The 24,472-nt window shown below is 64.9% G+C and carries 25 protein-coding genes and 1 pseudogene; 16 read left to right on the top strand and 10 right to left on the bottom strand.

The features are described from left to right. Positions 1–64 precede the first annotated feature (64 nt). The gene (locus AAFF27_15700; protein ID XAH21463.1) at positions 65–1,084 is read right to left on the bottom strand and encodes a sulfate ABC transporter substrate-binding protein; all 1,020 of its coding nucleotides are present in this window, start codon (positions 1,082–1,084) and stop codon (positions 65–67) included. Between the two features lie 121 nt (positions 1,085–1,205). On the opposite strand from AAFF27_15700, the gene AAFF27_15705 reads away from it, so the two are divergent. After that, entirely contained in the window at positions 1,206–1,481 is a 276-nt protein-coding gene (locus AAFF27_15705; GenBank protein ID XAH26252.1) for an oxidative damage protection protein, read from the top strand. Positions 1,482–1,703: 222 nt separating this feature from the next. Beyond that, complete coding sequence (gene mnmC, locus AAFF27_15710) at positions 1,704–3,527, top strand: FAD-dependent 5-carboxymethylaminomethyl-2-thiouridine(34) oxidoreductase MnmC (GenBank protein XAH21464.1); 1,824 nt, start codon at positions 1,704–1,706, stop codon at positions 3,525–3,527. Positions 3,528–3,537: 10 nt separating this feature from the next. Here the strand turns inward: mnmC and AAFF27_15715 are convergent, their stop codons facing one another. The 8 genes from AAFF27_15715 to AAFF27_15750 form a co-directional block, all read right to left on the bottom strand. Continuing rightward, positions 3,538–4,803, bottom strand: a complete 1,266-nt coding sequence (locus tag AAFF27_15715; protein XAH21465.1) for a cyclopropane-fatty-acyl-phospholipid synthase family protein — start codon at positions 4,801–4,803, stop codon at positions 3,538–3,540. Beyond that, complete coding sequence (locus tag AAFF27_15720; protein ID XAH21466.1) at positions 4,800–5,612, bottom strand: DUF1365 family protein; 813 nt, start codon at positions 5,610–5,612, stop codon at positions 4,800–4,802. The genes AAFF27_15715 and AAFF27_15720 overlap by 4 nt, the downstream gene beginning before the upstream one ends. Beyond that, positions 5,609–6,982 carry an NAD(P)/FAD-dependent oxidoreductase gene (locus AAFF27_15725; protein ID XAH21467.1) on the bottom strand — a complete coding sequence of 458 codons (1,374 nt, stop codon included), beginning with the start codon at positions 6,980–6,982 and terminating at the stop codon, positions 5,609–5,611. Before AAFF27_15725 ends, AAFF27_15720 begins: the two co-directional genes overlap by 4 nt. A gap of 79 nt (positions 6,983–7,061) precedes the next feature. Continuing rightward, positions 7,062–7,475 carry a DUF2177 family protein gene (locus AAFF27_15730; GenBank protein ID XAH21468.1) on the bottom strand — a complete coding sequence of 138 codons (414 nt, stop codon included), beginning with the start codon at positions 7,473–7,475 and terminating at the stop codon, positions 7,062–7,064. 59 nt (positions 7,476–7,534) lie between these two features. Beyond that, complete coding sequence (locus tag AAFF27_15735; protein ID XAH21469.1) at positions 7,535–8,191, bottom strand: DUF6134 family protein; 657 nt, start codon at positions 8,189–8,191, stop codon at positions 7,535–7,537. After that, a complete protein-coding gene (locus AAFF27_15740) occupies positions 8,188–8,988 on the bottom strand; it encodes a DUF1295 domain-containing protein (protein ID XAH21470.1) in 801 nt (266 codons plus the stop codon). Before AAFF27_15740 ends, AAFF27_15735 begins: the two co-directional genes overlap by 4 nt. Further along, entirely contained in the window at positions 8,985–9,575 is a 591-nt protein-coding gene (locus AAFF27_15745) for a DUF2878 domain-containing protein (protein ID XAH21471.1), read from the bottom strand. Before AAFF27_15745 ends, AAFF27_15740 begins: the two co-directional genes overlap by 4 nt. 8 nt (positions 9,576–9,583) lie before the next feature. After that, positions 9,584–10,627 carry a class I SAM-dependent methyltransferase gene (locus AAFF27_15750; GenBank protein XAH21472.1) on the bottom strand — a complete coding sequence of 348 codons (1,044 nt, stop codon included), beginning with the start codon at positions 10,625–10,627 and terminating at the stop codon, positions 9,584–9,586. A 310-nt stretch (positions 10,628–10,937) separates the two neighbouring features. On the opposite strand from AAFF27_15750, the gene AAFF27_15755 reads away from it, so the two are divergent. The 10 genes from AAFF27_15755 to AAFF27_15800 all read left to right on the top strand — a co-directional run bounded on the left by AAFF27_15755 (position 10,938) and on the right by AAFF27_15800 (position 21,224). Next, positions 10,938–11,729, top strand: coding sequence for a sulfite exporter TauE/SafE family protein (locus AAFF27_15755; protein XAH21473.1), 792 nt, complete (start codon positions 10,938–10,940; stop codon positions 11,727–11,729). A gap of 27 nt (positions 11,730–11,756) precedes the next feature. Next, positions 11,757–13,547, top strand: a complete 1,791-nt coding sequence (locus AAFF27_15760; protein ID XAH21474.1) for a nitrite/sulfite reductase — start codon at positions 11,757–11,759, stop codon at positions 13,545–13,547. A gap of 17 nt (positions 13,548–13,564) precedes the next feature. Continuing rightward, a complete protein-coding gene (locus tag AAFF27_15765; protein ID XAH21475.1) occupies positions 13,565–13,951 on the top strand; it encodes a DUF934 domain-containing protein in 387 nt (128 codons plus the stop codon). A gap of 14 nt (positions 13,952–13,965) precedes the next feature. After that, on the top strand, positions 13,966–14,592 hold the full coding sequence (locus AAFF27_15770) for a phosphoadenosine phosphosulfate reductase family protein (GenBank protein ID XAH21476.1): 627 nt from the start codon (positions 13,966–13,968) through the stop codon (positions 14,590–14,592). A gap of 31 nt (positions 14,593–14,623) precedes the next feature. Continuing rightward, positions 14,624–15,580 (top strand): sulfate adenylyltransferase subunit CysD, encoded by a 957-nt coding sequence (gene cysD / locus AAFF27_15775; protein XAH21477.1) that lies wholly within the window; start codon positions 14,624–14,626, stop codon positions 15,578–15,580. Positions 15,581–15,707: 127 nt separating this feature from the next. Next, the gene (locus tag AAFF27_15780) at positions 15,708–17,039 is read left to right on the top strand and encodes a GTP-binding protein (protein ID XAH21478.1); all 1,332 of its coding nucleotides are present in this window, start codon (positions 15,708–15,710) and stop codon (positions 17,037–17,039) included. A gap of 61 nt (positions 17,040–17,100) precedes the next feature. Next, positions 17,101–17,430, top strand: a complete 330-nt coding sequence (fdxA, locus tag AAFF27_15785) for a ferredoxin FdxA (protein ID XAH21479.1) — start codon at positions 17,101–17,103, stop codon at positions 17,428–17,430. A gap of 48 nt (positions 17,431–17,478) precedes the next feature. Next, the gene (locus AAFF27_15790; protein XAH21480.1) at positions 17,479–18,543 is read left to right on the top strand and encodes an NAD(P)/FAD-dependent oxidoreductase; all 1,065 of its coding nucleotides are present in this window, start codon (positions 17,479–17,481) and stop codon (positions 18,541–18,543) included. Positions 18,544–18,787: 244 nt separating this feature from the next. After that, positions 18,788–20,083: an XRE family transcriptional regulator gene (locus tag AAFF27_15795; GenBank protein XAH21481.1), complete on the top strand. Its 1,296-nt coding sequence runs from the start codon at positions 18,788–18,790 to the stop codon at positions 20,081–20,083. Continuing rightward, positions 20,076–21,224, top strand: a complete 1,149-nt coding sequence (locus AAFF27_15800; protein XAH21482.1) for a beta family protein — start codon at positions 20,076–20,078, stop codon at positions 21,222–21,224. Before AAFF27_15795 ends, AAFF27_15800 begins: the two co-directional genes overlap by 8 nt. A gap of 85 nt (positions 21,225–21,309) precedes the next feature. Here the strand turns inward: AAFF27_15800 and AAFF27_15805 are convergent. Beyond that, positions 21,310–22,011: pseudogene (locus tag AAFF27_15805) on the bottom strand (integron integrase). 151 nt (positions 22,012–22,162) lie between these two features. Here AAFF27_15805 and AAFF27_15810 point away from each other — a divergent pair. From AAFF27_15810 to AAFF27_15825, 4 genes are all read left to right on the top strand, one after another. Next, entirely contained in the window at positions 22,163–22,609 is a 447-nt protein-coding gene (locus AAFF27_15810; protein ID XAH21483.1) for a hypothetical protein, read from the top strand. Between the two features lie 74 nt (positions 22,610–22,683). Beyond that, positions 22,684–22,986 carry a hypothetical protein gene (locus tag AAFF27_15815; protein XAH21484.1) on the top strand — a complete coding sequence of 101 codons (303 nt, stop codon included), beginning with the start codon at positions 22,684–22,686 and terminating at the stop codon, positions 22,984–22,986. 104 nt (positions 22,987–23,090) lie between these two features. Then, positions 23,091–23,807 (top strand): DUF5343 domain-containing protein, encoded by a 717-nt coding sequence (locus AAFF27_15820; protein XAH21485.1) that lies wholly within the window; start codon positions 23,091–23,093, stop codon positions 23,805–23,807. Between the two features lie 4 nt (positions 23,808–23,811). Then, a complete protein-coding gene (locus tag AAFF27_15825) occupies positions 23,812–24,330 on the top strand; it encodes a DUF4145 domain-containing protein (protein XAH21486.1) in 519 nt (172 codons plus the stop codon). Positions 24,331–24,472 lie beyond the last annotated feature (142 nt).

Here is a 24,472-nt window from a genome sequence, read left to right on the forward strand (position 1 = left end):
GCTAAATATGCCTCTAGCCCAGGCTGCACCTGGGCTATTAGCTACAAACTCAGTAGCAAACCGCTTATTTCTGGCGGTTGGTGTAGAGCTGGTCGAAGGTGCCGCCGTCGGCAAAGTGGTCCTTGTCGGCCTTGCCCCAGCCGCCAAAGGCCTGGTCGATGGTGACCAGCGTCAGCTGCGGGAACTGCTGGGCGTACTTGGCCTTGGCCTTGTCGGAGGTCGGGCGGTAGAAGTTGCGCCCGGCGATGTCCTGGCCTTCGTCGGAGTACAGGTACTTCAGGTACTCCTCTGCCACGGCGCGGGTGCCCTTCTTGTCGACGTTCTTGTCCACCACCGCCACCGAAGGCTCGGCCAGGATGGAGAGCGAAGGCACAACGATCTCGAACTTCTCGGGGCCGAATTCCTTCAGCGCCAGGAAGGCTTCGTTTTCCCAGGCCAGCAGCACGTCGCCCACGCCACGTTGCACGAAGGTGATGGTGGCGCCGCGCGCGCCGGTATCCAGCACCGGCACGTTCTTGAACAGCTTGCCGATGTAGTCACGCGCGCCGGCCTCGCCGCCGTACTTGCGCTTGGCGTATTCCCAGCCCGCCAGGTAGTTCCAGCGTGCGCCGCCCGAGGTCTTGGGGTTGGGCGTAATCACCTGCACGCCGGCCTTGGCCAGGTCGTCCCAGTCCTTGATGCCCTTGGGGTTGCCCTTTTTCACCAGGAACACGATGGTCGAGCTGTAAGGCGCCGAGTTGTGCGGCAGGCGCTTTTGCCAGTCTGCCTTGACCAGGCCGCCATGCGTGACCAGCGCATCGATGTCGCCACCCAGGGCCAGCGTGGCCACGTCGGCCTCGATGCCGTCGATGATGGAGCGCGCCTGCTTGCCCGAGCCGCCGTGCGACTGCTTGATCACCACGTCCTGGCCGGTCTTGCCCTTCCAGTAGGCAGAGAAAGCCTTGTTGTAGTCCACATAAAGCTCACGCGTCGGGTCATACGACACATTGAGGAGAGTCACCGTCTGGGCCCACGCCGGCAGGGACAAGGCAGCAGCCAATGCACCGGCCAAGGGAATCTTGATAAAGTTGCGACGATGGGCCATGGCTCTCTTCCTCTTTCTTTAATGTGAAACGATGGAAGAATTCTGGAAGCCGGCCAACCAAACTGGAACGATCAAGTTCGCAGTTTCTTATTCGAAAATCATTTTTAGAGAGTCTCCCCACATGGCACGCATGGTCCATTGCATCAAACTCGGCACCGAAGCCGAAGGCCTGGATTTCCCCCCCTATCCCGGCGAACTGGGCAAGCGCCTGTGGCAAAGCGTCAGCAAGGAAGCCTGGGCCCAGTGGATGAAGCAGCAAACCATGCTGGTCAACGAAAACCGCCTGAACCTGGCCGACCAGCGCGCCCGCGAATACCTCAAGCGCCAGATGGAAAAGCACTTCTTCGGCGAAGGCGCCGACGCCGTACAGGGCTACGTGCCGCCTACGGCAGCCTGACGCCCCTCACCCCCATGCGCCCCGCCTGTCGCAGCCGGGGCGTTTTCTTTTCGGCTATCCATGGTGCTGCGCGCCACCCGCCTCGCATGAAACACCAAAGCACCAAAGGCCGCGGAGCAGGCCATGCCAAGACATCCGCGGAACCGGCTTTGCCGGGCCGCAGGATGTGCCCCCTGCAAGGGGGTGGGCGAAGACACGAAGTGCGAAGCCTGGGGGTGTTTCATGCCTGAACCCATCGACTGGAGCCCCGCTGGCGAGCCGCGCAGCGCGCGCTTCGATGACCGTTACTACTCCGAAGCCGGCCCGCTCGCGCAAGCCCGGCACGTGTTCCTGGGCGGCTGCGGCCTGCCTGGCGCCTGGGGCGGGCAGGCGCAGTGGCGCATTCTGGAAACCGGTTTTGGCCTGGGCCTGAACTTTCTTGCCACCTGGATGGCATGGCGCGCCGACCCGGCACGGCCGGGGCTGCTGCACTTTGTATCGATAGAGGCCTACCCGGTGGCCGCCGCCGATCTGCTGCGCGCCGCCCAGGCCCAGCCCGAGCTGGCGCCGCTGGTGCAAGAACTGGCCGCGCAATGGCAGGGCCTGCTGCCGGGCTTTCACCGCCTGGCCTTTGAGGGCGGGCGCGTGCTGCTCACGCTCTGCGTGGGCGACGTGCAGCCCATGCTGCGCGCCCAGCGCTTCGAGGCCGACAGCCTGTTCCTTGACGGCTTCAGCCCGCAGCGCAACCCGGCCATGTGGTCGCCCGACACGCTCAAGGCCATCTCCCGCTTTGCCCGCCGCGGCACCCGCCTGGGCACCTGGACCATCGCCCGCGCCGTGCGCGACGCGCTCACCGCCCAGGGCTTTGTGCTGGAGAAAGCCCCCGGCCTGCCGCCCAAGCGCGACTGCCTGCGCGGCGTCTTCGCCCCCACCTGGGAGCCGCGGCGCCGCGCCCCCTTGCCCGGCGAGGCCGTAGCGGCGCCAGGCGATTGCGCCGTCATTGGTGCCGGCCTGGCCGGCGCCGCCGTGGCCGCCAGCCTGGCGCGGCGCGGCTGGCGCGTCAGTGTGCTGGACGCTGCCGCGCAGCCGGCAGCCGGTGCCTCTGGTGCGCCGGTCGGCGTGCTGGCGCCGCATGTCTCGCCCGACGACGCCCTGCTGTCGCGCCTGACCCGCGCCGGCGTGCAGGCCACCTTGCAGCAACTGCGCTTGCTGCTGGAAGAAGGCCGCGACTGGGCCGCCCCTGGCGTGCTGGAGCTGAGCGCCCGCCTGCCCGCCGCCTGGGATGCGCAGGCGCCCTCGCTCCACGCCAGCGCCGCGCAGCTCGCCCAGGCCAGCCTGCCGCCCAGCGCCGCCGCCGTGCTGCACCAGCAGGCCGGCTGGGTGCGGCCGGCCCAGTTGGTCGCGGCCTGGCTGGCCACACCAGGCGTGTCTTTTATCGGCGGCCAGCAGGTCGCCCGGATCGCACCTAACGGCCATCGCTGGCAGGTACTGGATGCCGCTGGCCAAGTGCTGGCCGAAGCCGACCGCGTGGTGATCGCCACCGGCGCCCAGGGCGGGCCGCTTGCGCCCGGCCTGCCGCTGCAGCCGGTGCGCGGCCAGCTCGCCTGGGGCCGCATGGCCGACGCCGCAGGCGCCCTGCCCCAGCAACCGCTCAATGGCGACGGCCACCTGATCGCCCACGTGCCCGACGCGGGCGGCGCGCTCTGGCTCAGCGGCGCCACCTTCGACCGCGACAGCACCGACACCACGCCGCGCGCCGCCGACCGCACGGCCAATCAAGAGCGCTTGGCGCGCCTGCACCCCGCCGCCGCCCAGGCGCTTGACGGCGCCTTCCGCAGCGGTGCGATGCACGACTGGGTGGGCATCCGCTGCGCCTCGGCCGACCGCCGGCCGCTGGTCGGCCCGCTGGCCGCAGACACCCCGGGCCTCTGGGTCTGCACCGCGCTGGGCTCGCGCGGCCTGAGCTTTGCCGCGCTGTGCGCCGAACTGCTGGCCGCCCGCTGGCATGGCGAGCCCTTGCCGCTGCCAGCGGCGATGGCAGCGGCGCTGTCGACACAGCGCTGCTGACGCGGGCCGATCAGGCGCGCGCCTGGTGCCTCAACACGAACAGCCCCACGTCGACCCGGCCCGACAGAAAACCCGCCTCGCAGTAGCAAAGGTAGTACGCCCACAGGCGCTGGAACGCGGCATCGAAGCCCAGCGGGGCGATGGCGGGCCATGCGGCCAGGAAGCGGTGCTGCCATTCGGCCAGCGTCTTCGCATAGCTGCCACCAAAGGATTCGGCCAGCTCCAGCGTGAGCCCGGCCCGCTCGGCCTGCGCGCGCAGCGCAGCCACCGAGGGCAGCATGCCGCCCGGGAAGATGAAGCGCTGGATGAAGTCGGGCGTGCGGCGGTAGTGGTCAAAGTGCGCGTCGGCGATGGTGATCACCTGCACCACGGCCACGCCCTCGGGCGACAGGCGCTGGCGCAGGGTGTCAAAGTAGACCGGCCAGTAGCGCTCACCCACGGCTTCGAGCATCTCGATAGAGACGATGCGGTCGTAAGCGCCCTCGACGTCACGGTAGTCCTGCAGCCGCAGATCGACCTGTTGTTCGCGCTGCTCTGCCACCACGCGCTGCTGCGCATGCGCAAGTTGCTCGGTCGACAGCGTGAGGCCGGTAACCTGCGCGCCCTGCTCCGCCATGGCCAGCGCCAGCGCGCCCCAACCGCAGCCAATCTCCAGCACCTTGGCGTCCGGCTTCAGGTCGAGCAGTTCAATGATGCGCTGGAGCTTGGCGGCCTGCGCCTGTTCAAGCGTTTCGCCCTCGCCCTTGGCATACAACGCGCTCGAATAGACCATGTCCGGGTCCAGCCACCGGGCGTAGAAGTCGTTGCCCATGTCGTAGTGGAAGGAGATGTTCTGGCGGCTGCCGCGGCGCGTGTTGGAGCGCGCCCGGTGCAGCAGCCGGCCGGCCCAGCGCGCGGGCGGCGAGGCATCGAACACGCGGCCCCAGCCGGCCTCGTTGCGGATACCGAACTCGAGCAGCGCCGTGAGGTCGGGGCTTGACCAGTCGCCGTCACGGTAGGACTCGGCCAGCCCGATGTCGCCGCGCAGCAGCATGCGCGCCAGCGGGCGCCAGCGATGCAGCGTGATCGCCGCATGCGGGCCGGGCGCCGCGCCGCGGCCTTCGACGCGCTGGCCATCGGGCAGCTCAACAACCAGCGCGCCGCAGGCCATGCCGCGCAGCAGGCGTGTCAGCAGGCGCCGCAGCGGGCGCAGCACCCAGCCCGAGCGCAAGGCAAGGGCGGCCTGTTCGAGGGAGTCGGCCTGCAGGCCATTCGACGGGGAGGAGGAAGTGCTCATGAGTCTTTGGTTCCGGCGATGGTCACGGATTGCGCAGGTGCTGCGGGGCAGGCATGGAGGCGCACGCCCTTGATCCACAGCCGCAGGGCTTCCCAATGGATCGCGAGCACAACCTTGAGGGTCAGCAGGGGGTGGGAGAAGAAAACGGCGGCCAGCGCGGCGTCGCCCAGCGGGCAGCGGCGCGCATCGAAGCGCGCGGTGAGCACCGGGCCCGCGTCGTCGGCCACGGCAATACCAATCGCCAGGCCGAGGCGCGCCACATCGGGCGCCTGCATCCGGAAGTCGTAGTGCAGGTCAAGCCCAAGAAAGGGCGAGACATGGAACTGCTTGTCGCAGCGCTGGGCGATGTCTTGGCCGTCGCGCCCATCGGCACCGACCGCGATCAGGTAGCTGTGCCGCTGGCCGAAAGTGTTGTTGACCTCGTAGAGGATGGCTTGCAGCCCGCCGCCAGGATGGTCGCAGTAGTACACGCTCAGCGGGTTGAAGGCGTAGCCCAGGATGCGCGGCATGCTCAGCAGCCGGATCGCACCGCCCGCGCGCAGGCCGGCGGCCACGAGCTGCCGCTCCACGTAGGGCCGCAGCCCCGGGCCCTCCGTGGCGTCGCCGGCGCCGTAATCGCGCTCGTGCAGGCTGAACAGGTTGAAGCGGTTGAGCGAGAAGAGCCGCAGCCGGCGCGCCAATGCGGGCAACTCGTCGATGTCGAGCAGCAGCGAGAACACGCGGTAGCTCAGCCGGTGTTTTGCGGGCCGCAGCCGCTGGTGCAACACGCGGCCCACGTAGAGCGCAGAGGCGGTCGCGCCGGTGGTCATTGCACGGTCTCCGTAGTCGGCCGGATGCGGATGCGGCCCGATTCATTGGCCACGTTCCAGGGCCGGCGCACGCCACCCAGGGCCTCGGCCACGGCCAGCCCGGCCTGCAGGCCGTCTTCATGGAAGCCGGAACCGAAGTAGGCACCGCAGAACCAGGTGCGGCAGCGGCCCTGCAGGCTCCACAGCTCGTCCTGCGCGCGGATCGCCTTCATGTCGAAGATCGGGTGCTCGTAGATCTCGCTGCGGATCAGGTGCTCGCCGCGCGGCTCCAGCTTGGGATTGAGGGTGAGGAACATCGGCGTGGCGTCGGGGATGGCCTGCAGCCGGTTCATCCAGTAGGTCACGCAGGGCGCCTCGGCCCGGCTACGGTCGGCCGCGTAGTTCCAGCTCGACCACACGGCGCGGCGCTGCGGCATCAGCGCCGGGTCGCTGTGCAGCACCGCGCGGTTGCGGCTGTAGCCGAAGGCGCCCAGCACGCGCTTCTCGTTGGCCGAGGCGTCGGACACCAGGCGCAGCGCCTGGTCGGCGTGTGTGGCGATCACCACCTGGTCGAAGCGCTGCGGCGCGGCCACGCCTTCGGTGCGCACCCACGCGCCCTCGGCGTCACGCTTCACTTCAGTGGCGGCCTGGTCCAGACGCAGGCCCTGCCCCAGCCCTGCGGTCAGGCGCTCGACGTAGCGCGCGCTGCCGCCGGTGACGGTGCGCCATGCCGGTCGGCCGCTGAGCTTGAGCAGGTGGTGGTTCTCGCAGAAGCGAACAAAGGCTTCGGTCGGGTACTCGCCGACGCGGGCGGCCGAGGTCGACCAGATCGCCGCGGCCATCGGGTACAGGTGGTCTTCGCGAAAGGCTTTGCCAAAGCCGCGAGCATCGAGGTAGCTGTCGAGCGGGATCAGCCCAAAGCGCTCGGCGTCGGCTGGCGCCTGGCGGTAGAAGCGCACCAGGTCGCGCAGCATCGACCAGAAGCGCGGGCTCAGCAGGTTGCCGCGCTGCGCGAACAGGCCGCGCAGGTCGGTGCCCGAATACTCGAGCTGGCCGCCGTCCAGACTCACTGCAAAGGACATCTCGGTCGCCTGCGTTGCCACGCCCAGATGCTTGAACAGCGCGCTCAGGTTCGGATAGGCCGGCTCGTTGTAGACGATGAAGCCGGTGTCGACGGCAACCGTGCCGGTGGCGGTCGGCGCCTCCACCGTGTTGCTGTGGCCGCCCGGCCGGCTGTCGGCCTCGAACAGCGTCACACGGTGGCGCTGCGCCAGCAGCCACGCAGCCGAAAGGCCGGCAATGCCGCTGCCGATGACGGCGATATCGAGCGCCGGCGGGCCGGAGGCACGGTGGGTCGGCAGAGGGCCCTCGGGTGCGGTGGCAATCGTCATGCAGTGCTCCGAACAGGTGTGTTGCTGCTTCTACGCAGCCTCCGGCCGTTTGGATTTGCCGTTTGCCGAATCGAATCTCTCAGCGCCGGCCGAACGCCAGCGTGACCCGCGCCGCAGCCGCCGCCGACACCGCCGTCACGAAAGTGCCCCAACAAAGGTCGGCGACCGTCACCCGCCACGGCCAGTCCTTGAGCGTGGCCTGGTTGGTCAGGTCGTAGGTCGCATAGGCCAGCAAGCCGAGCAGCGCGCCAAAGCCCAGCGCAGTGGTCCAGCGCCCACTGGCCAGCGCCGGCCTGACGGCGAACACCACCACGCCGGCCACGTAGATCAGATAGAACAGCACAGCCGGCGCGGGCGCGAAAGGCTCGCGCATCAGGTGGCCGATGGCCGGGCGATAGAGCCGGTCGGCCATGGTCGTGAGCCAGACGGCATCGAGCGCCAGGAAGACCACGACCGTGGCCAGGTAGGCGATAGCGGTTTGCCGGAAGGTCATGCGAAGCTCCTGTACGTTGAAGGGACGAGGCGCGGCGGGCTTGGGGCACGGGCCATGCATCACTTGAGCCGGTACGCCAGTTGCCGCCCGCCTTCGAGCGTCGAATCGAGCCCGACCCATTCGCCCTGGGCCGAATACCAGACATCGATCGGCTGCGGTGGCCCCTCGATGCGCCAGCGTGTCGCCACGACCGGCTGGCCGCGCACCTCGATGGGCCCGTCGCCCAGCCGGTTCACGCGCACCGTCTCGGCCTTGCCGGTCTGCGCGTTGAGCAGCCGGCTCTGGTGGCGCATGGCAGGGTTCCAGTAGGCGAAGCTCATCACGCAGCCCGACAGGGCACGCACCATTGGCGCAGTGCCAGCACCGGCGCCCGCCTCGGCCGTGACCGAAAGGCCCTCGCCGGCCGGCTCGGCGCGCACGCGGCTCATGCTGCCGTCGTCGTCGGTGGTGGCGCTCAGGCTGTCAAGGCAGTCGCCGCGCCAGCGCTCGGTCGCCTGGTGCCGGTAGCGGTAGACCGTGAGGCCCAGCAGCTTGACGGTGAAGCGTGCATCGCTCAGCACCTCGCGCGCCTCGGCCGGCCCGCTGACGACGAAGCGGTGCTCGCCGATCGGCTTGCCGTCGAGGAAGGCCGAGAAGTTCGACTCGGCCGCGCCGGCAACACCACTCACCGCGCACAGGCCCAGGGCGCAAGCCCAGCGCCGCGACGTCTTCGTCATGGCGCGCTCCCGACTTGGCGGCGGCGCACGGGACCGGGCACGAAGGCGTTGGTGCGCGCGATGTAGTCGCGGTAGGCCGGGCGGCGCTCGGCGATGTCCTTCTCGAGCAGTTTCACGCCCGAGACCTTGAGCAGCAGCAGCGTCATGAGCAGCGGCGACACGATGCTCCAGGTGCCGGCCCAGCCCGCGCCCGCCATGGCCGTGAGCCACAGGCCCCACCAGACGCAGGCCTCGCCGAAATAGTTGGGGTGCCGCGTGTAGCGCCACAGGCCGCGGTCCATCACCTGGCCCTCGTGGGCCGGGCCGGCCTTGAAGCGCGCCATCTGCGCATCGCCGATCGCCTCGAAAACGAGGCCGAAGGCCGCCAGCACGAGGCCAAAGGCGCCGAGCGCATGCAACGGCCCTGCAGCGGTCACCCCGACCAGGAACGGCGCCGACACCACCCAGGCCAGCACCGCTTGCAGAAAGAACACCAGATAAAGGCTCTTGAAGCGAAAGCCCGGCTGGTTGCGCTCGCGGATCTCCCGGTAGCGGCGCTCCTCGCCATGGCCCCAGTTGCGCCAGGTGATGAACAGGCTCAAGCGCAGCGCCCAGGCACTGGCCAGCGCCAGCATGCAGAGGCCGTGTGCCCCCACCTGCGGCACCAACAGCGCATAAACCCAACCGGCGCCGACGATCAGCAGCGCCCAGACCCGGTCGACCAGGCTCACGTCCTTGCACAGCAAGCTCGCAAGCCAGGTCAGCACGGCCAGTGCTGCGGTCAACGCCAGGCCAGTGAATGCGATCGACGCGCTCATGGCTGCGGCCCGCCGGCCCGGACGCCGTCAAAGCGCACCGACAGCCGCAAGAGCAGCGGCAGCACCAAGCCCCAGACCAGCGCCAGCGTGAGCAGCGCCGGCGCCGTGTGGACGAAGGCCGCGCCACCCAGTCGTACGCCCGAAGCGAACGCGAGCGGCCCGGCGACGGCGCCCAGCACCGCCGCCAGCCACAGCCTGGGCCGCAGCCAGCGCAGGCTGACATTCAACGCAATCGCGAACAAACCCCACAGCGCCACCATCCAGTAGGGCGCGACATGCACATCGGGCTGGCCCGAGGGGTACACGACATTGCCCTGCAGCGCCACCATCGTCTCTACCGTGAAGCCGATCCCGCATGCCAGCGCCACCAACAGCGCCTCGCGGCCGGGCCGGGCCGACACCGCCAGGTGCCAGCAGATCACGGCCACCACACACAACGTGCCGGCCAGCGGCACGTGATGGGCCGCGCCAAGCACGGCGGCGAACCAGGCCAATTGCGACAGCGCGACGTTGGCCACCAGCACCCGGCGCGTGGGCCGGGCAGCGGTGGCCACAGACAGGGTCGTGGGCGTTGCCTTGTGTGCCATGAGGGCTGTCATGCGCGCCGCTCGAACAGGTAGTGGCTTACCCACCAGCGCTGGCCATCGTCGTAGCCAAACAACTCTGCCACCGCCATGAAGAACAGCCGCCAGCGCACCCACCACCGGTCGGCGTCCTGGCCATAGGTCTGGCGAAACAGCGGCATCAGCGCGGCACGGCGCTGCTCCATGTTGCGCAGCCAGGCTTCAGAGGTGCGCTGGTAGTGGGTGCCGTCCCAACGCCACTGCTGCAGCAGCCGCAGGTCGTCCTGGCAGCGCAGCGCCAGGTCATCGCTGGGCATCATGCCGCCCGAGAAGAAATGGCGGCTCATCCAGTCGCTCGCATCGCGCTCGACAAAAGGGTACGGCGCCCCGCGATGCGCAAACACATGCATGAAGAAGCGGCCACCGGGCTGCAGCCAGCGCGCCACATTGGCAAAGGCCTGCGGCCAGTTGCGCAGATGCTCGAACATTTCGACCGACACCACGCGGTCGAAACGGTCGGTCGTATCGAACTCGTTCATGTCGCGGGTCAGCACGCGCACATTGACAAGCCCGCGCCGCTGGGCCTCGGCCTCGATGTACGCGCGCTGCGAATTCGAGTTCGACAGCGCCGTAATGCGGCTATGTGGGTAGTGCTCGGCCATCCAGAGCGTGAGCGAGCCCCAGCCGCAGCCAAGTTCAAGCACCGCCTGCCCGTCGACCAGGCCGGCCCGCTCGCAAGTGGCAGCCAGCGCCGCCGCCTCGGCGTCGGCCAGCGTCTCGACACCCACGGGCCAATGGCAACTGCTGTACTTGCGGTGCTGGCCCAGCACCTCGCCAAAGAAAGCTGCCGGCACCTCGTAGTGCTGCTCGTTGGCCTTCTCCGGCAGCGGCGCCAGCGAGGCGGCCTGCATCCCCTCCACGAAAACCTGCTTCAGCACGGCCGACGCCTCGGCGTCGTCGTCCTGCAGCTCTGCCAGCCGCTGCTGCAACAGGCGGCGAATGCCGATGCGCACCAGGCGATCGGGCACCAGGCCCCGCTCGACCGAGCGGATGGCGATTTCAATGGGTTGGGGCATGCACATGTCCTTTGCCGCAGCACCGCAATGGGTGCCAGTGCAGGTCATACGCACGAAAAGCCCAATTGGATCAAGCTGTCGGATGGCGCGCGCGGAATCTGCCACTCCCTCGCTACAACGCGCCAAGCGCTGGACACCCGGCGCACCTGGCCCTAAGCTGCGTGGTTCCGGGGCCGATTCGGCGCCCCGGATTCCAAGCCCCCAAAACGCCGCAAACCCGCGCCGGCATTGGTGCATATGCTTATACGCATAAGGCGCTAACCAAAAAATCGTTTGTTCTTATAAGCCGCGCCTTTACAGTCGCGGCCCTATGCCTGATATCGCGTTCGTCTTTGCCGGCTTCGCCGTGGGTCTCATCGTGGGCCTGACCGGTGTGGGCGGCGGCTCGCTCATGACGCCGCTGCTGATCTTCATGTTTGGCGTCAAGCCGCACCTGGCCATTGGCACCGACCTGCTGTTTGCCGCCTTTACCAAGCTGGGCGGCTCGGTCTCCCTCGCACGCGCGCGCCTGATCGACTGGCCCGTGGTGCTGCGCATGGCCGCCGGCAGCGTGCCGGCCTCGCTGCTGACGCTTTATGTGCTGCACCGCGTGGGCCCGGCCCAGCCGGCCATGCAGAGCCTTATGACCACCACCCTGGGCGCGGCCCTGCTGCTGACTGCGGCCGCCACTCTGTACAAGGCCGTGCGTGGCGCCAGCGCCCCGCGCGAAGTCACGCCCGAGGCCCTCTCCCAGGCTACCCATGGCCGCCACCCGGCCTTGGCCGTGCTGCTGGGCGTGGTGGTGGGCACGTTGGTAACATTGACGTCTGTGGGCGCGGGTGCCATCGGGGTCTTGATCCTGATGCTGCTGTATCCGGCCCTTCCCCTGCGCCGCATTGTTGCGGCCGACATCGCCCACGCGGTGCCACTCACGCTGGTTGCCGGCCTCGGACACGCCTCCATCGGCTCGGTGGACTGGCCGATGCTGCTGCTTCTGCTGGTCGGCTCGCTGCCCGGCATCTGGCTGGGCACCCAACTGGTGCGCAAGGCGCCCGAGCGCTTGATCCGCTCGCTGCTGTCGGTCCTGCTCGCCTACGCCGGGACCAAGCTGATCACCCTATAAGACGACCCGACTCAACGGATTCCCACGATGTACCAGTACACAGACTTCGACCGCCAGTTCGTGCGCCAGCGCGCCGCGCAATTCCGCGACCAGCTTGGGCGCTGGCAAGCCGGCAAGCTCTCAGAAGATGAGTTCAAGCCGCTGCGCCTGCAAAACGGCTGGTATGTGCAGCGCTACGCGCCCATGCTGCGCGTGGCCGTGCCCTACGGCGAGCTGTCGAGCGCCCAAGTGCGCGTGCTGGCCCGCATCGCCCGCGAATACGACGAGCCGGAAGCCGCCGTGTACCAACTGGCGCTAGAGAAGCAGGCCCTGCTCGGCACCAAGCATCTGCCCACGCACTATGCGCACTTCACCACGCGCCAGAACGTGCAATACAACTGGATCCCGCTGTCCAAGAGCGCCGACGTGATGGATCTGCTGGCCTCGGTCAACATGCACGGCATCCAGACCAGCGGCAACTGCATTCGCAACATCACCAGCGACGAGCGCGCCGGCATTGCCGCCGACGAAATCGCCGACCCGCGTCCCTTCGCAGAAATCATGCGGCAATGGAGCACCCTGCACCCCGAGTTCGCCTTTTTGCCGCGCAAGTTCAAGATCGCCATCACCGGCGCCACCGAAGACCGCGCCGCCACTGGCTGGCATGACGTGGGCCTGCACCTGATCAAGAACGAAGCCGGCGAGCTGGGCTTTCGCGTGCAGGTGGGCGGCGGCATGGGCCGCACGCCCATCATCGGCACCGTGCTGCGCGAGTTCCTGCCCTGGAACCAGATCATGAATTACCTGGAAGCCGTGGTGCGGGTCTACAACCGCTACGGCCGCCGCGACAACATCTACAAGGCCCGCATCAAGATCCTGGTCAAGGCCGAAGGCCAGGCCTATATCGACGACGTGGAAGCCGAGTACACGCAAATCCTCGAGCACGACGGCGCGCCGCACACCATCACCCAGGCCGAGTACGACCGCGTGGCTGCCTCCTTTGTGCCGCCCGCGCTGGCCAGCAGCAGCGGCACCAATGCCGAGCAGGTCGATGCCGCCCTGCGCCAGGCCGCTGATGCCGAACCCCTGTTTGCCCGCTGGCTGCAGCGCAACGTGGCGCCGCACCAGAACCCGGCGCTGCGTGCGGTCACGCTGTCCTTCAAGCGCCGCCTGCAGGCGCCTGGTGACGCCTCGGCCGACCAGCTCGACATCGCCGCCGACCTGACCGACCGCTTCAGCGCCGGCGAGGCCCGCGTCACGCACGACCAGAACCTGCTGCTGCCCTGGGTCCGCGCAGAGGACCTGCACGCCCTGTGGCTGGCGGCGCGCGAAGCCGGCTTTGCCAGCGCCAACGTGCACCTGCTGACCGACATGATCGCCTGCCCCGGCGGCGACTTCTGCGATCTGGCCAACGCGCGCTCCATCCCCATCGCCGAAGCCATCACCGAGCGCTACCAGGACCTGGACGAGCTCGACGACCTGGGCGAGATCGACCTGCACATCAGCGGCTGCATCAACAGCTGCGGCCACCACCACAGCGGCCACATCGGCATCCTCGGCGTCGACAAGGACGGCAAGGAGTGGTACCAGGTCACCCTGGGCGGCTCTGATGGCTCGGCCTTGTCGGGCGCACCGCAGGCCGGCAAGGCCGTGGGCCCCTCCTTCACCGCAGCCGAAGTGCCCGAGGTGATCGAGGCCGTGCTCAACACCTACCGCGACACCCGCCAGACGGTGGATGGCCGCCACGAAACCTTCATCGACACGCTGCGCCGCGTCGGTGCCGACCCCTTCAAGGCTGCGGCCAACGGTGCGCGCTTCAAGGTGGAGGAAGCGGCCTGAGCCGTTTGGAGAAGACCATGAAGATCATTGCCTCGCAAGACCACAGCGCCGCAGCCGACGACGCCACGCTGCTGCAACTGCCCAACGACGCCGATCCGCTGGAGGTGTCGCTCGACGGCATCGCGCGCATCGACCTGGTGTTCCCCAAGTTCACCGACGGCCGCGCCTACAGCCAGGCCTTTTTGCTGCGCCGCCGCCGCGGCTTTGCGGGCGAGATCCGCGCCACCGGCGACGTGCTGATCGACCAACTGGTGCAGATGGCCCGCACCGGCTTCAGCGTGGCCGTGCTGCGCGAAGGCGTGGACGCGGCTGATGCGCAGCGCCAGTTCGACCGCTTTGGCGCCTTCTACCAGGGCGATGCCGTGCACGTGCAACCACACTTCAACGAAGCCGCTGCGGCCTGATGACCAGTCCCACCATGAGCCTCGACCTCGACCTCGCACACGTCAACGCAGAACTCGGCCACAACGCACAGGGCCTGGTGGACTGGGCCATCGCCCTGGGCCAGCCCGCCATCGTCACCACCAACTTCCGCCCGTTCGAAGCCGTGATCCTGCACATGGTCACGCGCGCCAAGGCCAACGTACCGGTGATCTGGATGGACAACGGCTACAACACCGAGGCCACCTACCGCTTCGCCGACGAGGTGACCAAGCAACTGGGCCTGGACCTGCACATCTACCTGCCACGCCGCTCGCGCGCGCACCGCGAGGCGGTGGAAGGCCCCACACCGGCGCTGGACGACCCGCGCCACGCGGCCTTCACCGCAGAGGTCAAGCTGGAGCCCTTCGCCCGCGCCCTGCGTGAAACCGCGCCCAAGGTCTGGTTCACCGCGCTGCGCGCCACCGACACCGCCGTGCGCGCCCAGATGGACCCGGTCAGCGTCAACCCGGATGGCCTGATCAAGGTGGCGCCGCTGCTGCACTGGTCGTCCAAGGACCTCTACCAGTACTGCGAAGTGCACGGCCTGCCCAACAACTTCGACTACGTGGACCCGACCAAGGGCGAGGACAACCGCGAATGCGGCTTGCACCTTGCGCACTGACGGCCCGCCTTATTCCACATCCTCTTGCACGATGAACGCCCGTAACGACTCCGAACTGCAGCAAGCCGCCACGACGCAACCGTCGGCCCGCTTGTCCAACACCCACCTCGACGCGCTCGAAGAAGAAGCCATCTTCGTGCTGCGCGAAGTGGCCGCGGCCTTCGAGCGCCCCACCCTGCTGTTCTCTGGCGGCAAGGATTCGCTGGTGCTGCTCAAGTGCGCAGAGAAGGCCTTTGGCGCGGGCCGCATCCCCTACCCGCTGCTGATGATCGACACCGGCCACAACTTCCCTGAAGTGACCGATTTCCGCGACTTCCGCGCCAAGGAGCTGGGCGCCGAACTGGTCGTGCGCAGCGTCGAAGACTCCATGAAGCGCGGCACCGTGCGCCTGGCGCACCCGGGTGAGTCGCGCAACGTGCACCAGTCGGTCACGCTGCTGGAAGCCATCGAAGAGTTCCGCTTCGACGCGCTGATCGGCGGCGCCCGCCGCGACGAGGAAAAGGCCCGCGCCAAGGAGCGCATCTTTTCGCACCGCGACAGCTTCGGCCAATGGCAGCCCAAGGCCCAGCGGCCCGAGCTGTGGACGCTGTTCAACACCCGGCTGGCGCCCGGCGAGCACTTCCGCGTGTTCCCGATCAGCAACTGGACCGAGCTGGACGTGTGGCAGTACATCGACCGCGAACAGATCGCCCTGCCCTCGCTCTACTACACGCACCAACGCCAGGTGGTCGAGCGCAAGGGCCTCTTGGTGCCGGTGACCGAACTCACACCGCCGCGCGAAGGTGAAACGGTAGAGACGCGCGACGTGCGCTTTCGCACCGTCGGTGACATCACCTGCACCTGCCCGGTGGAAAGCACCGCCGCCAACGCCGCCGACATCGTGGTCGAGACACTGGCCGCTGACGTCAGCGAGCGCGGCGCCACGCGCATGGACGACAAGACCTCCGAGGCGTCCATGGAGAAGCGCAAAAAAGACGGGTATTTTTAGTTCGCCCCCAGGCTACGCACTTCGTGTCTTCGCCTTCCCCCGTCCGGGGGCGGCACCAGCGGACCAGCGGAGCCGGATCCGCGGTGCCCTTGGGTTGGGACTGTGCACTTTTTGAGATTTCTCTGATATGAGCAACGCTACAAATACTATAGCTACCAGCCCAGGCCAGTCCTTGGCTACAGGCCAAAATGATGCAGAACACGCAGCGGCGCTGCGCTTCATCACCTGCGGCAGCGTGGACGACGGTAAAAGCACGCTGATCGGCCGGCTGCTGGTAGACAGCAAGACCGTGCTGCAAGACCAGCTGGCGGGCGTGCAGCGCGGTGGCGAGACCGATCTGGCGCTGCTGACCGACGGGCTCTCGGCCGAGCGCGAGCAGGGCATCACCATCGACGTGGCCTACCGCTACTTCGCCACCGCCAAGCGCAAGTTCATCATCGGCGACGCGCCGGGCCATGAGCAGTACACCCGCAACATGGTCACCGCCGCCTCCAGCGCCGACGCCGCCGTGGTGCTGGTAGACGCCACCAAGCTGCACTGGGCCGCCACCGAGGAAACCGGCGAGCTGCTGGCGCAAACCCGCCGCCACACGCTGCTGGCGCACCTGCTGCGCGTGCCCTCGATCGTGTTCGCCATCAACAAGCTGGATGCCGTGGCTGACGCCGCCACGGCCTTCCGCCGTATCCGCGCAGCGCTGGAAGCCTTCACCCAGGCCGCAGGCATAGATTCCGTGGCCACCGTACCGGTGTCCGCGCTCAAGGGCTGGAACGTGGTCGATGCCAAGCACGACGGCTGGGCCGACTACATCGGCCCCTCGCTGCTGCAACTGCTCGAAGGCCTGCCCAACACGCCGGCCGACGTGGAGCAGCCCTTTGCCTTCCCGGTGCAGTGGGTAGAGAAGTTCTCGACCTCGGCCGACACCTCCCAAGGCCGCCGCACCTTCTGGGGCCGCGTTGCCGCCGGCCGCGTGGTGCCGGGCCAGGACATCACCGTGCTGCCCAGCGGCCAGACCGCCAAGGTGGCCCAGGTGCTGGACCATGCACGCCAGCCAAAAGACATCGCCGCCGGCCACAGCGCCGGCATCGTGCTCGACCGCGAGGTCGACGTGTCGCGCGGCGACTGGCTGCTGGCAACCGGCGCCTTCGAGCCCGCACGCGAAATCCGCGCCACCGTGGCCTGGCTCGACGACGAGCCGCTGGTGCCCGGCCGCGTCTACTGGGCGCTGCACGGCCACCGCTGGGTCAAGGCCAAGGTCAAGCGCATCATCGACCGCCTGGACATCCAGACCCTGGCGCGCGAGGAGGCCAGCGAGCTGCCCGCCAACGCCCTGGGCCACATCGAACTGGCGCTGCAAGAACCCATCGCCGCCCAGCCCTTCACCCAGGCCCGCACGCTGGGCTCGCTGATCCTGGTAGACACCGCCAGCCACAAGACTGCAGCCGCAGTCTTGGTTCAGTAAGCACTACATTTCCTGCACAGTTTAAAATGCAGGGTTTTTACCGTACCACCACAACACTCCCATGACCCACGTTGTCACCGAAAACTGCATCAAGTGCAAATACACCGATTGCGTGGACGTGTGCCCGGTGGACTGCTTCCGCGAAGGCCCCAACTTCCTCATCATCGACCCGGACGAGTGCATCGACTGCGCCGTGTGCATCCCCGAATGCCCGGCCAACGCGATCTACGCCGAGGAAGACGTGCCCGCAGACCAGTTGGCCTTCATCAAGCTCAACGCCGAGCTGGCGCTGGCTGCCGGCTGGAAAAGCATCACCAAGCGCAAGACCCCAATGCCTGACGCCGACGAGTGGAAAGACAAACCGGGCAAGATCGCCGAATTGATCCGCTGATTCCGAACCACGGGAGGCTTTTCTAGCCTCCCGTTTTTCTTGGTGCCCATGACTGCTTCCCCGCCCTCTTCTGCAAGCCCCATCACCACCGACGCCCTGGTCATAGGCGCCGGCCCGGCCGGCCTGTTCCAAACCTTCGAGCTGGGCCTGCTCGACATCCGCGCCCATGTGGTCGACGCCCTGCCCTATGTCGGCGGCCAGTGCATGGAGCTGTACCCCGACAAGCCGATCTACGACATCCCCTCCGTCGCCGTCTGCACCGGCCGCGAACTGGTCGCCAACCTGCAACGCCAGGCCGCCCCCTTCGCCCCCACCTTCCACCTGGAGCAGGAAGTAACCGTACTTGCCGCGCGAGACGACGGCGCCTTCGACGTCCAGACCTCCACCGGCACACGCTTTATCGCCAAGACCATCCTGCTAGCCGCAGGCGTCGGCGCCTTCACGCCACGCAAACTCAAGATCGAAGGCCTGGACGCCTTCACCGGCACCCAGCTGTTCCACCACGTACGCGATGCCGCCGCCTTCACCGGCCAGCGCGTGGTCGTCGCCGGCGGCGACGACCTGGCAGTAGAAAAAGCCCTGACCCTGTCCGACGCCGGCGCCACCGTCACCCTGGTGCACCGCCGCGCCCAACTCCAGGCCACGCCAGAGCTGGCAGCACAGTTCCAGGCCCGCTGCGACGCCGGCACCCTGCACTTCCAGGCCGGCCAACCCAACGGCATCAAGATCCAGAACGGCCGCCTTACCGCACTGGAACTGCTGGACCCAGAAGGCCAACCCCAAACCCTGCCGCTCGATGTCCTCTGCGTACTGCTGGGCCTAAGCCCCCGCCTGGGCCCCATCGCCGACTGGGGCCTGGCGTTGGAACGCAAGCAGGTGCCGGTAAACACCGAAAGCTTCGCCACCCAGGTGCCAGGCATCTTCGCGGTCGGTGATATCAACACCTACCCGGGCAAGAAGAAGCTGATCCTGTCGGCTTTTCATGAATGCACGCTGGCGGCGTTTGGGGTGGCTAAGCGGGTGTTTCCGGAGCGGCCTGTGCTGTTGCAGTACACGACTACTAGTACGCATTTGCATGAGTTGCTTGGGGTGATGGGTACGCCGTCTGACTGACGGTGTAGGGCGTGTAGTTACTGCGGAGCAGTAACCTCCCACTGGGCGCGCACTACCACTCCTGAGTGACTACTTCAGGCTGGGAGCCGCCAGTCACTCCCTTCAGTTCATCGGCGCGTTCAGCAAGGCGTGTGAGCACCGACCGCCTGCTAGGCGTGCATTGACCGCTGATTCACGTCCAAAAGCGAGAGTTCATCCAGAAATTGAATTTCTACACAACAAATGTGTTGTGTAGAATACGTGTGTGCCACCTAGTTCTGTCATCTCCAATGATCGCCAAGCTCGGGATCTCGAAGCCGAAATTGAGCGAATTTCGCAAGCGTTGTCGTCTGAGCAAACACTTAAGTCCGTCATAGACGGTCTGCCGGACCTTGCTATTGAGGGCATCCGTCGGTCTCTGACAACTGAGAGGCGAGAGCTGTCGAAAAGGCTGGATGCTTTTCGCCAAGCCCAGGGGGGCAATACTGAGCTGATGAAGGAGTTGGCAGGCACTGACCTAGGTGACTTGCTGATCGTTGCACGGCTGGCTCAAAACTGGAAGCAAAAGGATTTGGCCAGGAAGCTCGGATTGCAAGAACAGGCAATTCAGCGCTGGGAGTCAGATCGATATCGCAGCATCAACCTTGCCAACTACATGAAGGTGGCGCGAGCTCTTTCCGTGGAGCTGTCGGCTCAGTTCCATTCATCCCAGGTGTCAAAGTGGCTTCCGTCGCCCGATTTGAATCCGGCGGAGCTGCAGAAGGTGTTGAAGCATGCTCGTGCCCATGGCTGGCTTGAAGGGCAGGATTCAGACGAAGAGGATGCAAAGAAGCGTCTTATTCGACACGTGACTGAACATGTCGGGCGATATGGAACGCCATCGCTTTTGCGAACAGGCATCAATGTCAAAGACCATTCGGAAGATTGGGTTCTGCTCTCGTGGAAGGCACAGGTCACTCGTCGCGCCGAGGGAATCATCAATGCTGATCGACTGTCATACCGCCCGTTGGAGCTCTCGTGGCTCAAGCAGTTGGCCAAGCTCAGTGCTCACCCTAATGGGCCATTGCAAGCGGAAAAGTTGCTCCGAGAGCATGGCATCGTGCTTGTCATCGAAAGAAATATCCCAGGCATGGAGGTTGATGGGGCGGCCTTCCTGGTAGAGCACATTCCTGTTATCGGCCTGACGCTTCGGCGCGACGCGGTGGACAACTTCTGGTTCACGCTGATGCACGAAGTGGCTCACGTCATCTTGCATTACAGAACAGGCCTCGCATCGGGTTTCTTCGACGACGTCGAGCATGTTGAGGTGGATGAGTTCGAGCAGGAGGCGAACAAGTTTGCCTCCGACCTGCTGCTTCCTGAGGAGCATTGGGCTCGCTCCCCAGCACGCATTGCTAAGGTGTCCGCTCCTATTGAGAACTTTGCCAAGCAACTCGGGATTGCTCCTGCCATCGTGTATGGCCGTATACGTTTCGAGCGTGGCAACTACGCGCTTTTTTCCAACAAGATTGGACTTGGCACAGTCCGAAAACTCTTCCTAGCGGAGGCTTCTGATGCTTGATCGAAAGAAAGTTATCTACGTTCCTGCACTGCGTATGAAGCGCGGGGAGTTGGAGGGATTGGCTTGGCTTCAGCCTGATGTTGCCGATTGCATTGCGCCTCTGCTCATCGTTCCTCCAGCAAAAGAACGCGATTGCGGAAGTCAGGGATCATTTTTTGAGACTGCCGATGGTGTACCTGACGTGGGCGCTGTGGTTGCCAAATACTGGGTACATCGCGAGGTATTCGTAGATGTCAAAGCCTTACTCAAGGAAAAATCAGGGCAGGAAGTCAGTAGCTGGCTTCCTGCCCTTTTTGCTCGTGCACGCAGTATGGGTGTCTTCGCGATCCCGGTCGCCACCATCGGCACGCTTGAGAAGGTGGGAGTAAAGGCCTTCAAAAGCGCGCTTCTGACAGACTCCAAATTGAAATTCGGCCTTCGCATTGAGTCCGGTGATTTGGCCGATCAATCGCTCGACTTGCGCATCAAGGCTGTGTTGAGCGGCTTGGACCTATCGGCGTCCGCCTGCACTGTCTTCGCCGATTTCTCTGACGCTGACCTCTCCTTTCCTTCGGTCGTTGAGCCCATTATTCGGGGAGCTTTGGAACAGCTTCAAGCCCTTGGCCATTGGCAGTTGATCTGCTTCTTGGGAACGCATTACCCTGAGAAAATCCCCGCAGATCCTGGGGAGACCTTCACCCAACCTCGCAATGAGTGGCATGCCTGGAAAGCTGCCGTCAAATTTGATCCGTCGACGGCGGAGCACATGATCTTTGGAGATTTCGGAGCGGACAACGCAAAGATCGACTTTCGCAGCGGAGGCGGAGCTCAGCCAATTGTTCACTGCCGCTACACCACGCAGGAAAGTTGGATGATCGTCCGGGGAGAAAATGAGGGAAATTGGTCTCACCGAATGAGGGGGGTATACGGGTGGATCGTTGATAGCGGAAAGTTCTCTGGGCCAGAATTCTCTGAGGCTGATCGATTGATTTATGACGTTGCGCGAAAAAATGCTCAGAGCGTTGGCGGTCCGTCTGCATGGCGGCAAGTAAATACAACCCACCACATCACGCGAGTTGTCGCCGACATGGCGACTATTCGGAGTATTCCGATTTCCACGCTTCCAACTGCCCCTGTAGGGATACAGCAGGAGCTTATATAGAGTTTTAAGCTAAATGTGTCCAAGCGCTCTTCGTAAAGCGCTCGGAAATAGCCATCTTCAGTGCCTGCGCTGACGACGGCGATGGAAACAACCAGAACCACCCCCAGGTACTGCCGATCCGAGGATATTTTTGCTCCAGTGCATGCGGTATTTGCACACCGCCGCGCTGCGCCTGCCGGTCCTCTTCCCAAACATGACGGGCGTGCAAAAGCTGCTGACGCAATGCGGGAGCCAAAGCACGCGGCAACATCACCACCCGATCCTTGTTGCCCTTGGCTTCGCGCACGATAATCACATGGCGGTCAAAGTCCACATCCTTGATGCGCAGCCGCAGCCCCTCCATAAGGCGCATTCCCGTGCCGTACAGCAGTTGCGCCAAGAGACGCATGTCCGAGTTGAGAAACTGGAACAGCGCGGCCACTTCCTCCTTGGTCAGCACATTGGGAATGCGGCGCTTTTGCGCCGGGCGGCTCACGCCATCCAGCCAAGGCAAATCGATGCTCAGCACTTCCCGATATAGAAACAACAACGCGCTGAGGGCCTGGTTGTGCGTGGATGCCGATACCCTGCGCTCGGTGGCCAGCATGGTCAAAAAAGCCTCCACCTCTGGCGCACCCATGTCACGCGGATGCCGCATACCTCCGGCGCGGCCATGCCAACGAATGAAAAAGCGTACCCAGTACAGGTAGGCCTTCTCGGTGCTGAGGCTATAGTGCCGGTAACTAACACGCTCCCGGACTTGGTCCAACAGTCGTGTGGAGCGCAAAACAGGTGTGCCGGGTTTCATGGGATTTTTATAACTGTGTTTTGCACAGCGTATCGATCGCCAATCCAGGCTGCAAGCCACTTTCAGGAGGAAGCCGTGCCCAGAATATCCCGCCTCGTCCAGCTTATTCCGCAGGTTCTGCGGGATACATTGCGTTCGGCGTCCCCAAACCATGCCTCCAACCATCGTTGATTCAGGCGCATTCGCGCATTGGTGTTCGGAGCTCCTCGCCAGTCGGCGCGAGCAAGCAATGCAGAGGTTGCGTGCTCTGTTCGATCAAGTTCTTCCAGCGGAAGTCACAAGCGCTGAGATACAGATCTTCTTTCAAGACGACGGCGGCGCTCCAGACGCCTGGATGTACTTCGATGGGAAGAACAAGAGAGTCAGCAAGTCAGACCAATCAATCTATCCGGGCCGCGCGATGTCACTCGATCTTGGCTTAGATGTGCTTTCAGAACTGGAGCCTAAAAACACTCATGCTGCTGCAAACAGCATCAAAGAATGGTTGGCAGAGTGCTGGTCGTCTGTGGGCGGCCAAGAGTACTCAGTTCCCGTAACTCTCTCAATCCATGACGGTTGGGGCGATGGAAAGCACGTATCCCTGACTGCAAAGAAGTGACGCCTAACCCTTCAATCGAGAGGACGTCACCCGGCAAGCCGGGTGCCGCCTCTCATCTCAAACGTTAGGCCGCTATGAGCGATCTTCATATAGCTGAAATTCCATATCCGTCCGGTGCTATCCGCTTCCGGTACTCGCGTTACCTGGCAGCCGATGGCTCAACTTGGATTCGGCACGGCCTATTCCGTGCGTACCACGAGAGTGGTTTGCTCGCCTCTGAGGGCAATTATGAGCATGGCAAGGAGCACGGAGCCTGGCGGGACTATCACCCCAACGGTCAGGTCGCTGCAGAAGGGGCTTATGCTAATGGCGTAGAGTCGGGTGCTTGGCAATATTGGTCTGCAAACGGCGCGCCTGATTCGTCGGGCGCGGCCTAACATTTCGTTCAAGGCGGACGGCTTCGCCGCCGCTTAACTCCAGCGTTAGCCCTCACCAAGACCCCACGCGCTTACCATTGCGCTCTCACGAACGGGAGGATTTAGTGGCCACTGCAGCAACATACCCGAAGATCAGCCGAAAGCTCTGGTGGCTCCTTCGAGATCGCTTCAAGAAGACCGTCCCCTCCGTCGTGACGCCCACGCTAGTGATGTCGTTGGCCCCAATGGCAGACGGATCCGCGCGTTCAAATGTAATTAGCCCGCTGCGAGAGTTGGGACTTTTGGACGAAGACAACAAGCCAACAGAATGGGCGACGCGCTGGCGACATGATGACGAATACGCCGCCGTCTGCCACGAGATTCGACAGAAGATCTATCCATCAGAGCTGATTGAGGCTTTTCCGGATGCCGACTCTGGACAGAAGAAACAGATCAAGACGTGGTTCATGAAGGTTGGTCACGTCGGCGAGGCCGCGGCTCGCATGTACACGGACACATATCTCCTACTCAGTCAAGCCGACCCGGCAAAGCCAGAGGAGAAGACCGGTTCAGTCTCACCTGTAAGACTTGCCAAGCCCAAGCCCAAGTCCAAACCGAAGGCGGAGGCTAAGGCATCGGCAAAGTCGGCACCAGCGCCGGCACCGCCGACACCTCCGGTAGATACGCATCAAGGCTCAGATCATCCTGCGTCAACGCCACATCGCAGAGCACCGGCAATACATATCGACGTGCAGGTACACATCTCGCCCGACACTTCTGCCGAACAAATCGACCGAATATTTGAGAGCATGGCAAAGCATCTCGGAACGTACATTAAGTAGCGCCATGGCAGAGCGCCCAGCTGCTGATGCCGTTGCACTGGCCGCCGGCCTACAGCGGCTAGTGAATGAAACAATCCGCCCACCGTCCGAAACTGCAGTCTCACGAGATGAGCCGGTCATATACATGGCGATGGTGCGCGGCACTCGGGGCTATATTGAGCGCGTAGCACATCAGGCGAATGGGACTTACGCCAACGGTTGGTATGACGCTTGCGCAGTGATGATCAGACGGCTGCTGGAGACCCTGATCATCGAGTGCTATGAGTCACACAAGATTGAGGCTCGCATCAAGGACGCAGTGGGCAACTACCTTTTCTTGAAAGACTTAGTCGACAGAGTCCTCGCCGAGCAAACTTGGACGCTCGGTCGTACAGTCCGCTCAGTTCTGCCAAAGCTCAAAGAACTGGGCGACAAGGCGGCGCACAATCGCCGCTACAACGCGCACCGGGAAGACCTCGACAAGGTCCTAAAGGATCTGCGCGACACAGTGCAGGAACTGCTCGTCCTCTCCAAGTTGAAATGAACAAGCCGCTGCCTACGCCGAGTGCAGGCTAACCATTCCTTCAAGCGGACCTGCCTTCGGCAGTCCGCTTAAGTCAAACGTTGAGCGTCCGCTTCGACATCAAACCAATACCTGCTCCTGGCCGACAGCTGACCAAGGACGC

Source organism: Xylophilus sp. GW821-FHT01B05 (assembly GCA_038961845.1).
GTDB lineage: Bacteria > Pseudomonadota > Gammaproteobacteria > Burkholderiales > Burkholderiaceae_C > Xylophilus.

Excerpts from the sequence above, each read along its gene's own strand:
- AAFF27_15700 (XAH21463.1), bottom strand. The coding sequence starts at position 1,084 with ATGGCCCATCGTCGCAACTTTATCAAGATTCCCTTGGCCGGTGCATTG.
- AAFF27_15705 (XAH26252.1), top strand. The coding sequence starts at position 1,206 with ATGGCACGCATGGTCCATTGCATCAAACTCGGCACCGAAGCCGAAGGC.
- mnmC (XAH21464.1), top strand. The coding sequence starts at position 1,704 with ATGCCTGAACCCATCGACTGGAGCCCCGCTGGCGAGCCGCGCAGCGCG.
- AAFF27_15715 (XAH21465.1), bottom strand. The coding sequence starts at position 4,803 with ATGAGCACTTCCTCCTCCCCGTCGAATGGCCTGCAGGCCGACTCCCTC.
- AAFF27_15720 (XAH21466.1), bottom strand. The coding sequence starts at position 5,612 with ATGACCACCGGCGCGACCGCCTCTGCGCTCTACGTGGGCCGCGTGTTG.
- AAFF27_15725 (XAH21467.1), bottom strand. The coding sequence starts at position 6,982 with ATGACGATTGCCACCGCACCCGAGGGCCCTCTGCCGACCCACCGTGCC.
- AAFF27_15730 (XAH21468.1), bottom strand. The coding sequence starts at position 7,475 with ATGACCTTCCGGCAAACCGCTATCGCCTACCTGGCCACGGTCGTGGTC.
- AAFF27_15735 (XAH21469.1), bottom strand. The coding sequence starts at position 8,191 with ATGACGAAGACGTCGCGGCGCTGGGCTTGCGCCCTGGGCCTGTGCGCG.
- AAFF27_15740 (XAH21470.1), bottom strand. The coding sequence starts at position 8,988 with ATGAGCGCGTCGATCGCATTCACTGGCCTGGCGTTGACCGCAGCACTG.
- AAFF27_15745 (XAH21471.1), bottom strand. The coding sequence starts at position 9,575 with ATGGCACACAAGGCAACGCCCACGACCCTGTCTGTGGCCACCGCTGCC.
- AAFF27_15750 (XAH21472.1), bottom strand. The coding sequence starts at position 10,627 with ATGCCCCAACCCATTGAAATCGCCATCCGCTCGGTCGAGCGGGGCCTG.
- AAFF27_15755 (XAH21473.1), top strand. The coding sequence starts at position 10,938 with ATGCCTGATATCGCGTTCGTCTTTGCCGGCTTCGCCGTGGGTCTCATC.
- AAFF27_15760 (XAH21474.1), top strand. The coding sequence starts at position 11,757 with ATGTACCAGTACACAGACTTCGACCGCCAGTTCGTGCGCCAGCGCGCC.
- AAFF27_15765 (XAH21475.1), top strand. The coding sequence starts at position 13,565 with ATGAAGATCATTGCCTCGCAAGACCACAGCGCCGCAGCCGACGACGCC.
- AAFF27_15770 (XAH21476.1), top strand. The coding sequence starts at position 13,966 with ATGAGCCTCGACCTCGACCTCGCACACGTCAACGCAGAACTCGGCCAC.
- cysD (XAH21477.1), top strand. The coding sequence starts at position 14,624 with ATGAACGCCCGTAACGACTCCGAACTGCAGCAAGCCGCCACGACGCAA.
- AAFF27_15780 (XAH21478.1), top strand. The coding sequence starts at position 15,708 with ATGAGCAACGCTACAAATACTATAGCTACCAGCCCAGGCCAGTCCTTG.
- fdxA (XAH21479.1), top strand. The coding sequence starts at position 17,101 with ATGACCCACGTTGTCACCGAAAACTGCATCAAGTGCAAATACACCGAT.
- AAFF27_15790 (XAH21480.1), top strand. The coding sequence starts at position 17,479 with ATGACTGCTTCCCCGCCCTCTTCTGCAAGCCCCATCACCACCGACGCC.
- AAFF27_15800 (XAH21482.1), top strand. The coding sequence starts at position 20,076 with ATGCTTGATCGAAAGAAAGTTATCTACGTTCCTGCACTGCGTATGAAG.
- AAFF27_15810 (XAH21483.1), top strand. The coding sequence starts at position 22,163 with ATGCCTCCAACCATCGTTGATTCAGGCGCATTCGCGCATTGGTGTTCG.
- AAFF27_15815 (XAH21484.1), top strand. The coding sequence starts at position 22,684 with ATGAGCGATCTTCATATAGCTGAAATTCCATATCCGTCCGGTGCTATC.
- AAFF27_15825 (XAH21486.1), top strand. The coding sequence starts at position 23,812 with ATGGCAGAGCGCCCAGCTGCTGATGCCGTTGCACTGGCCGCCGGCCTA.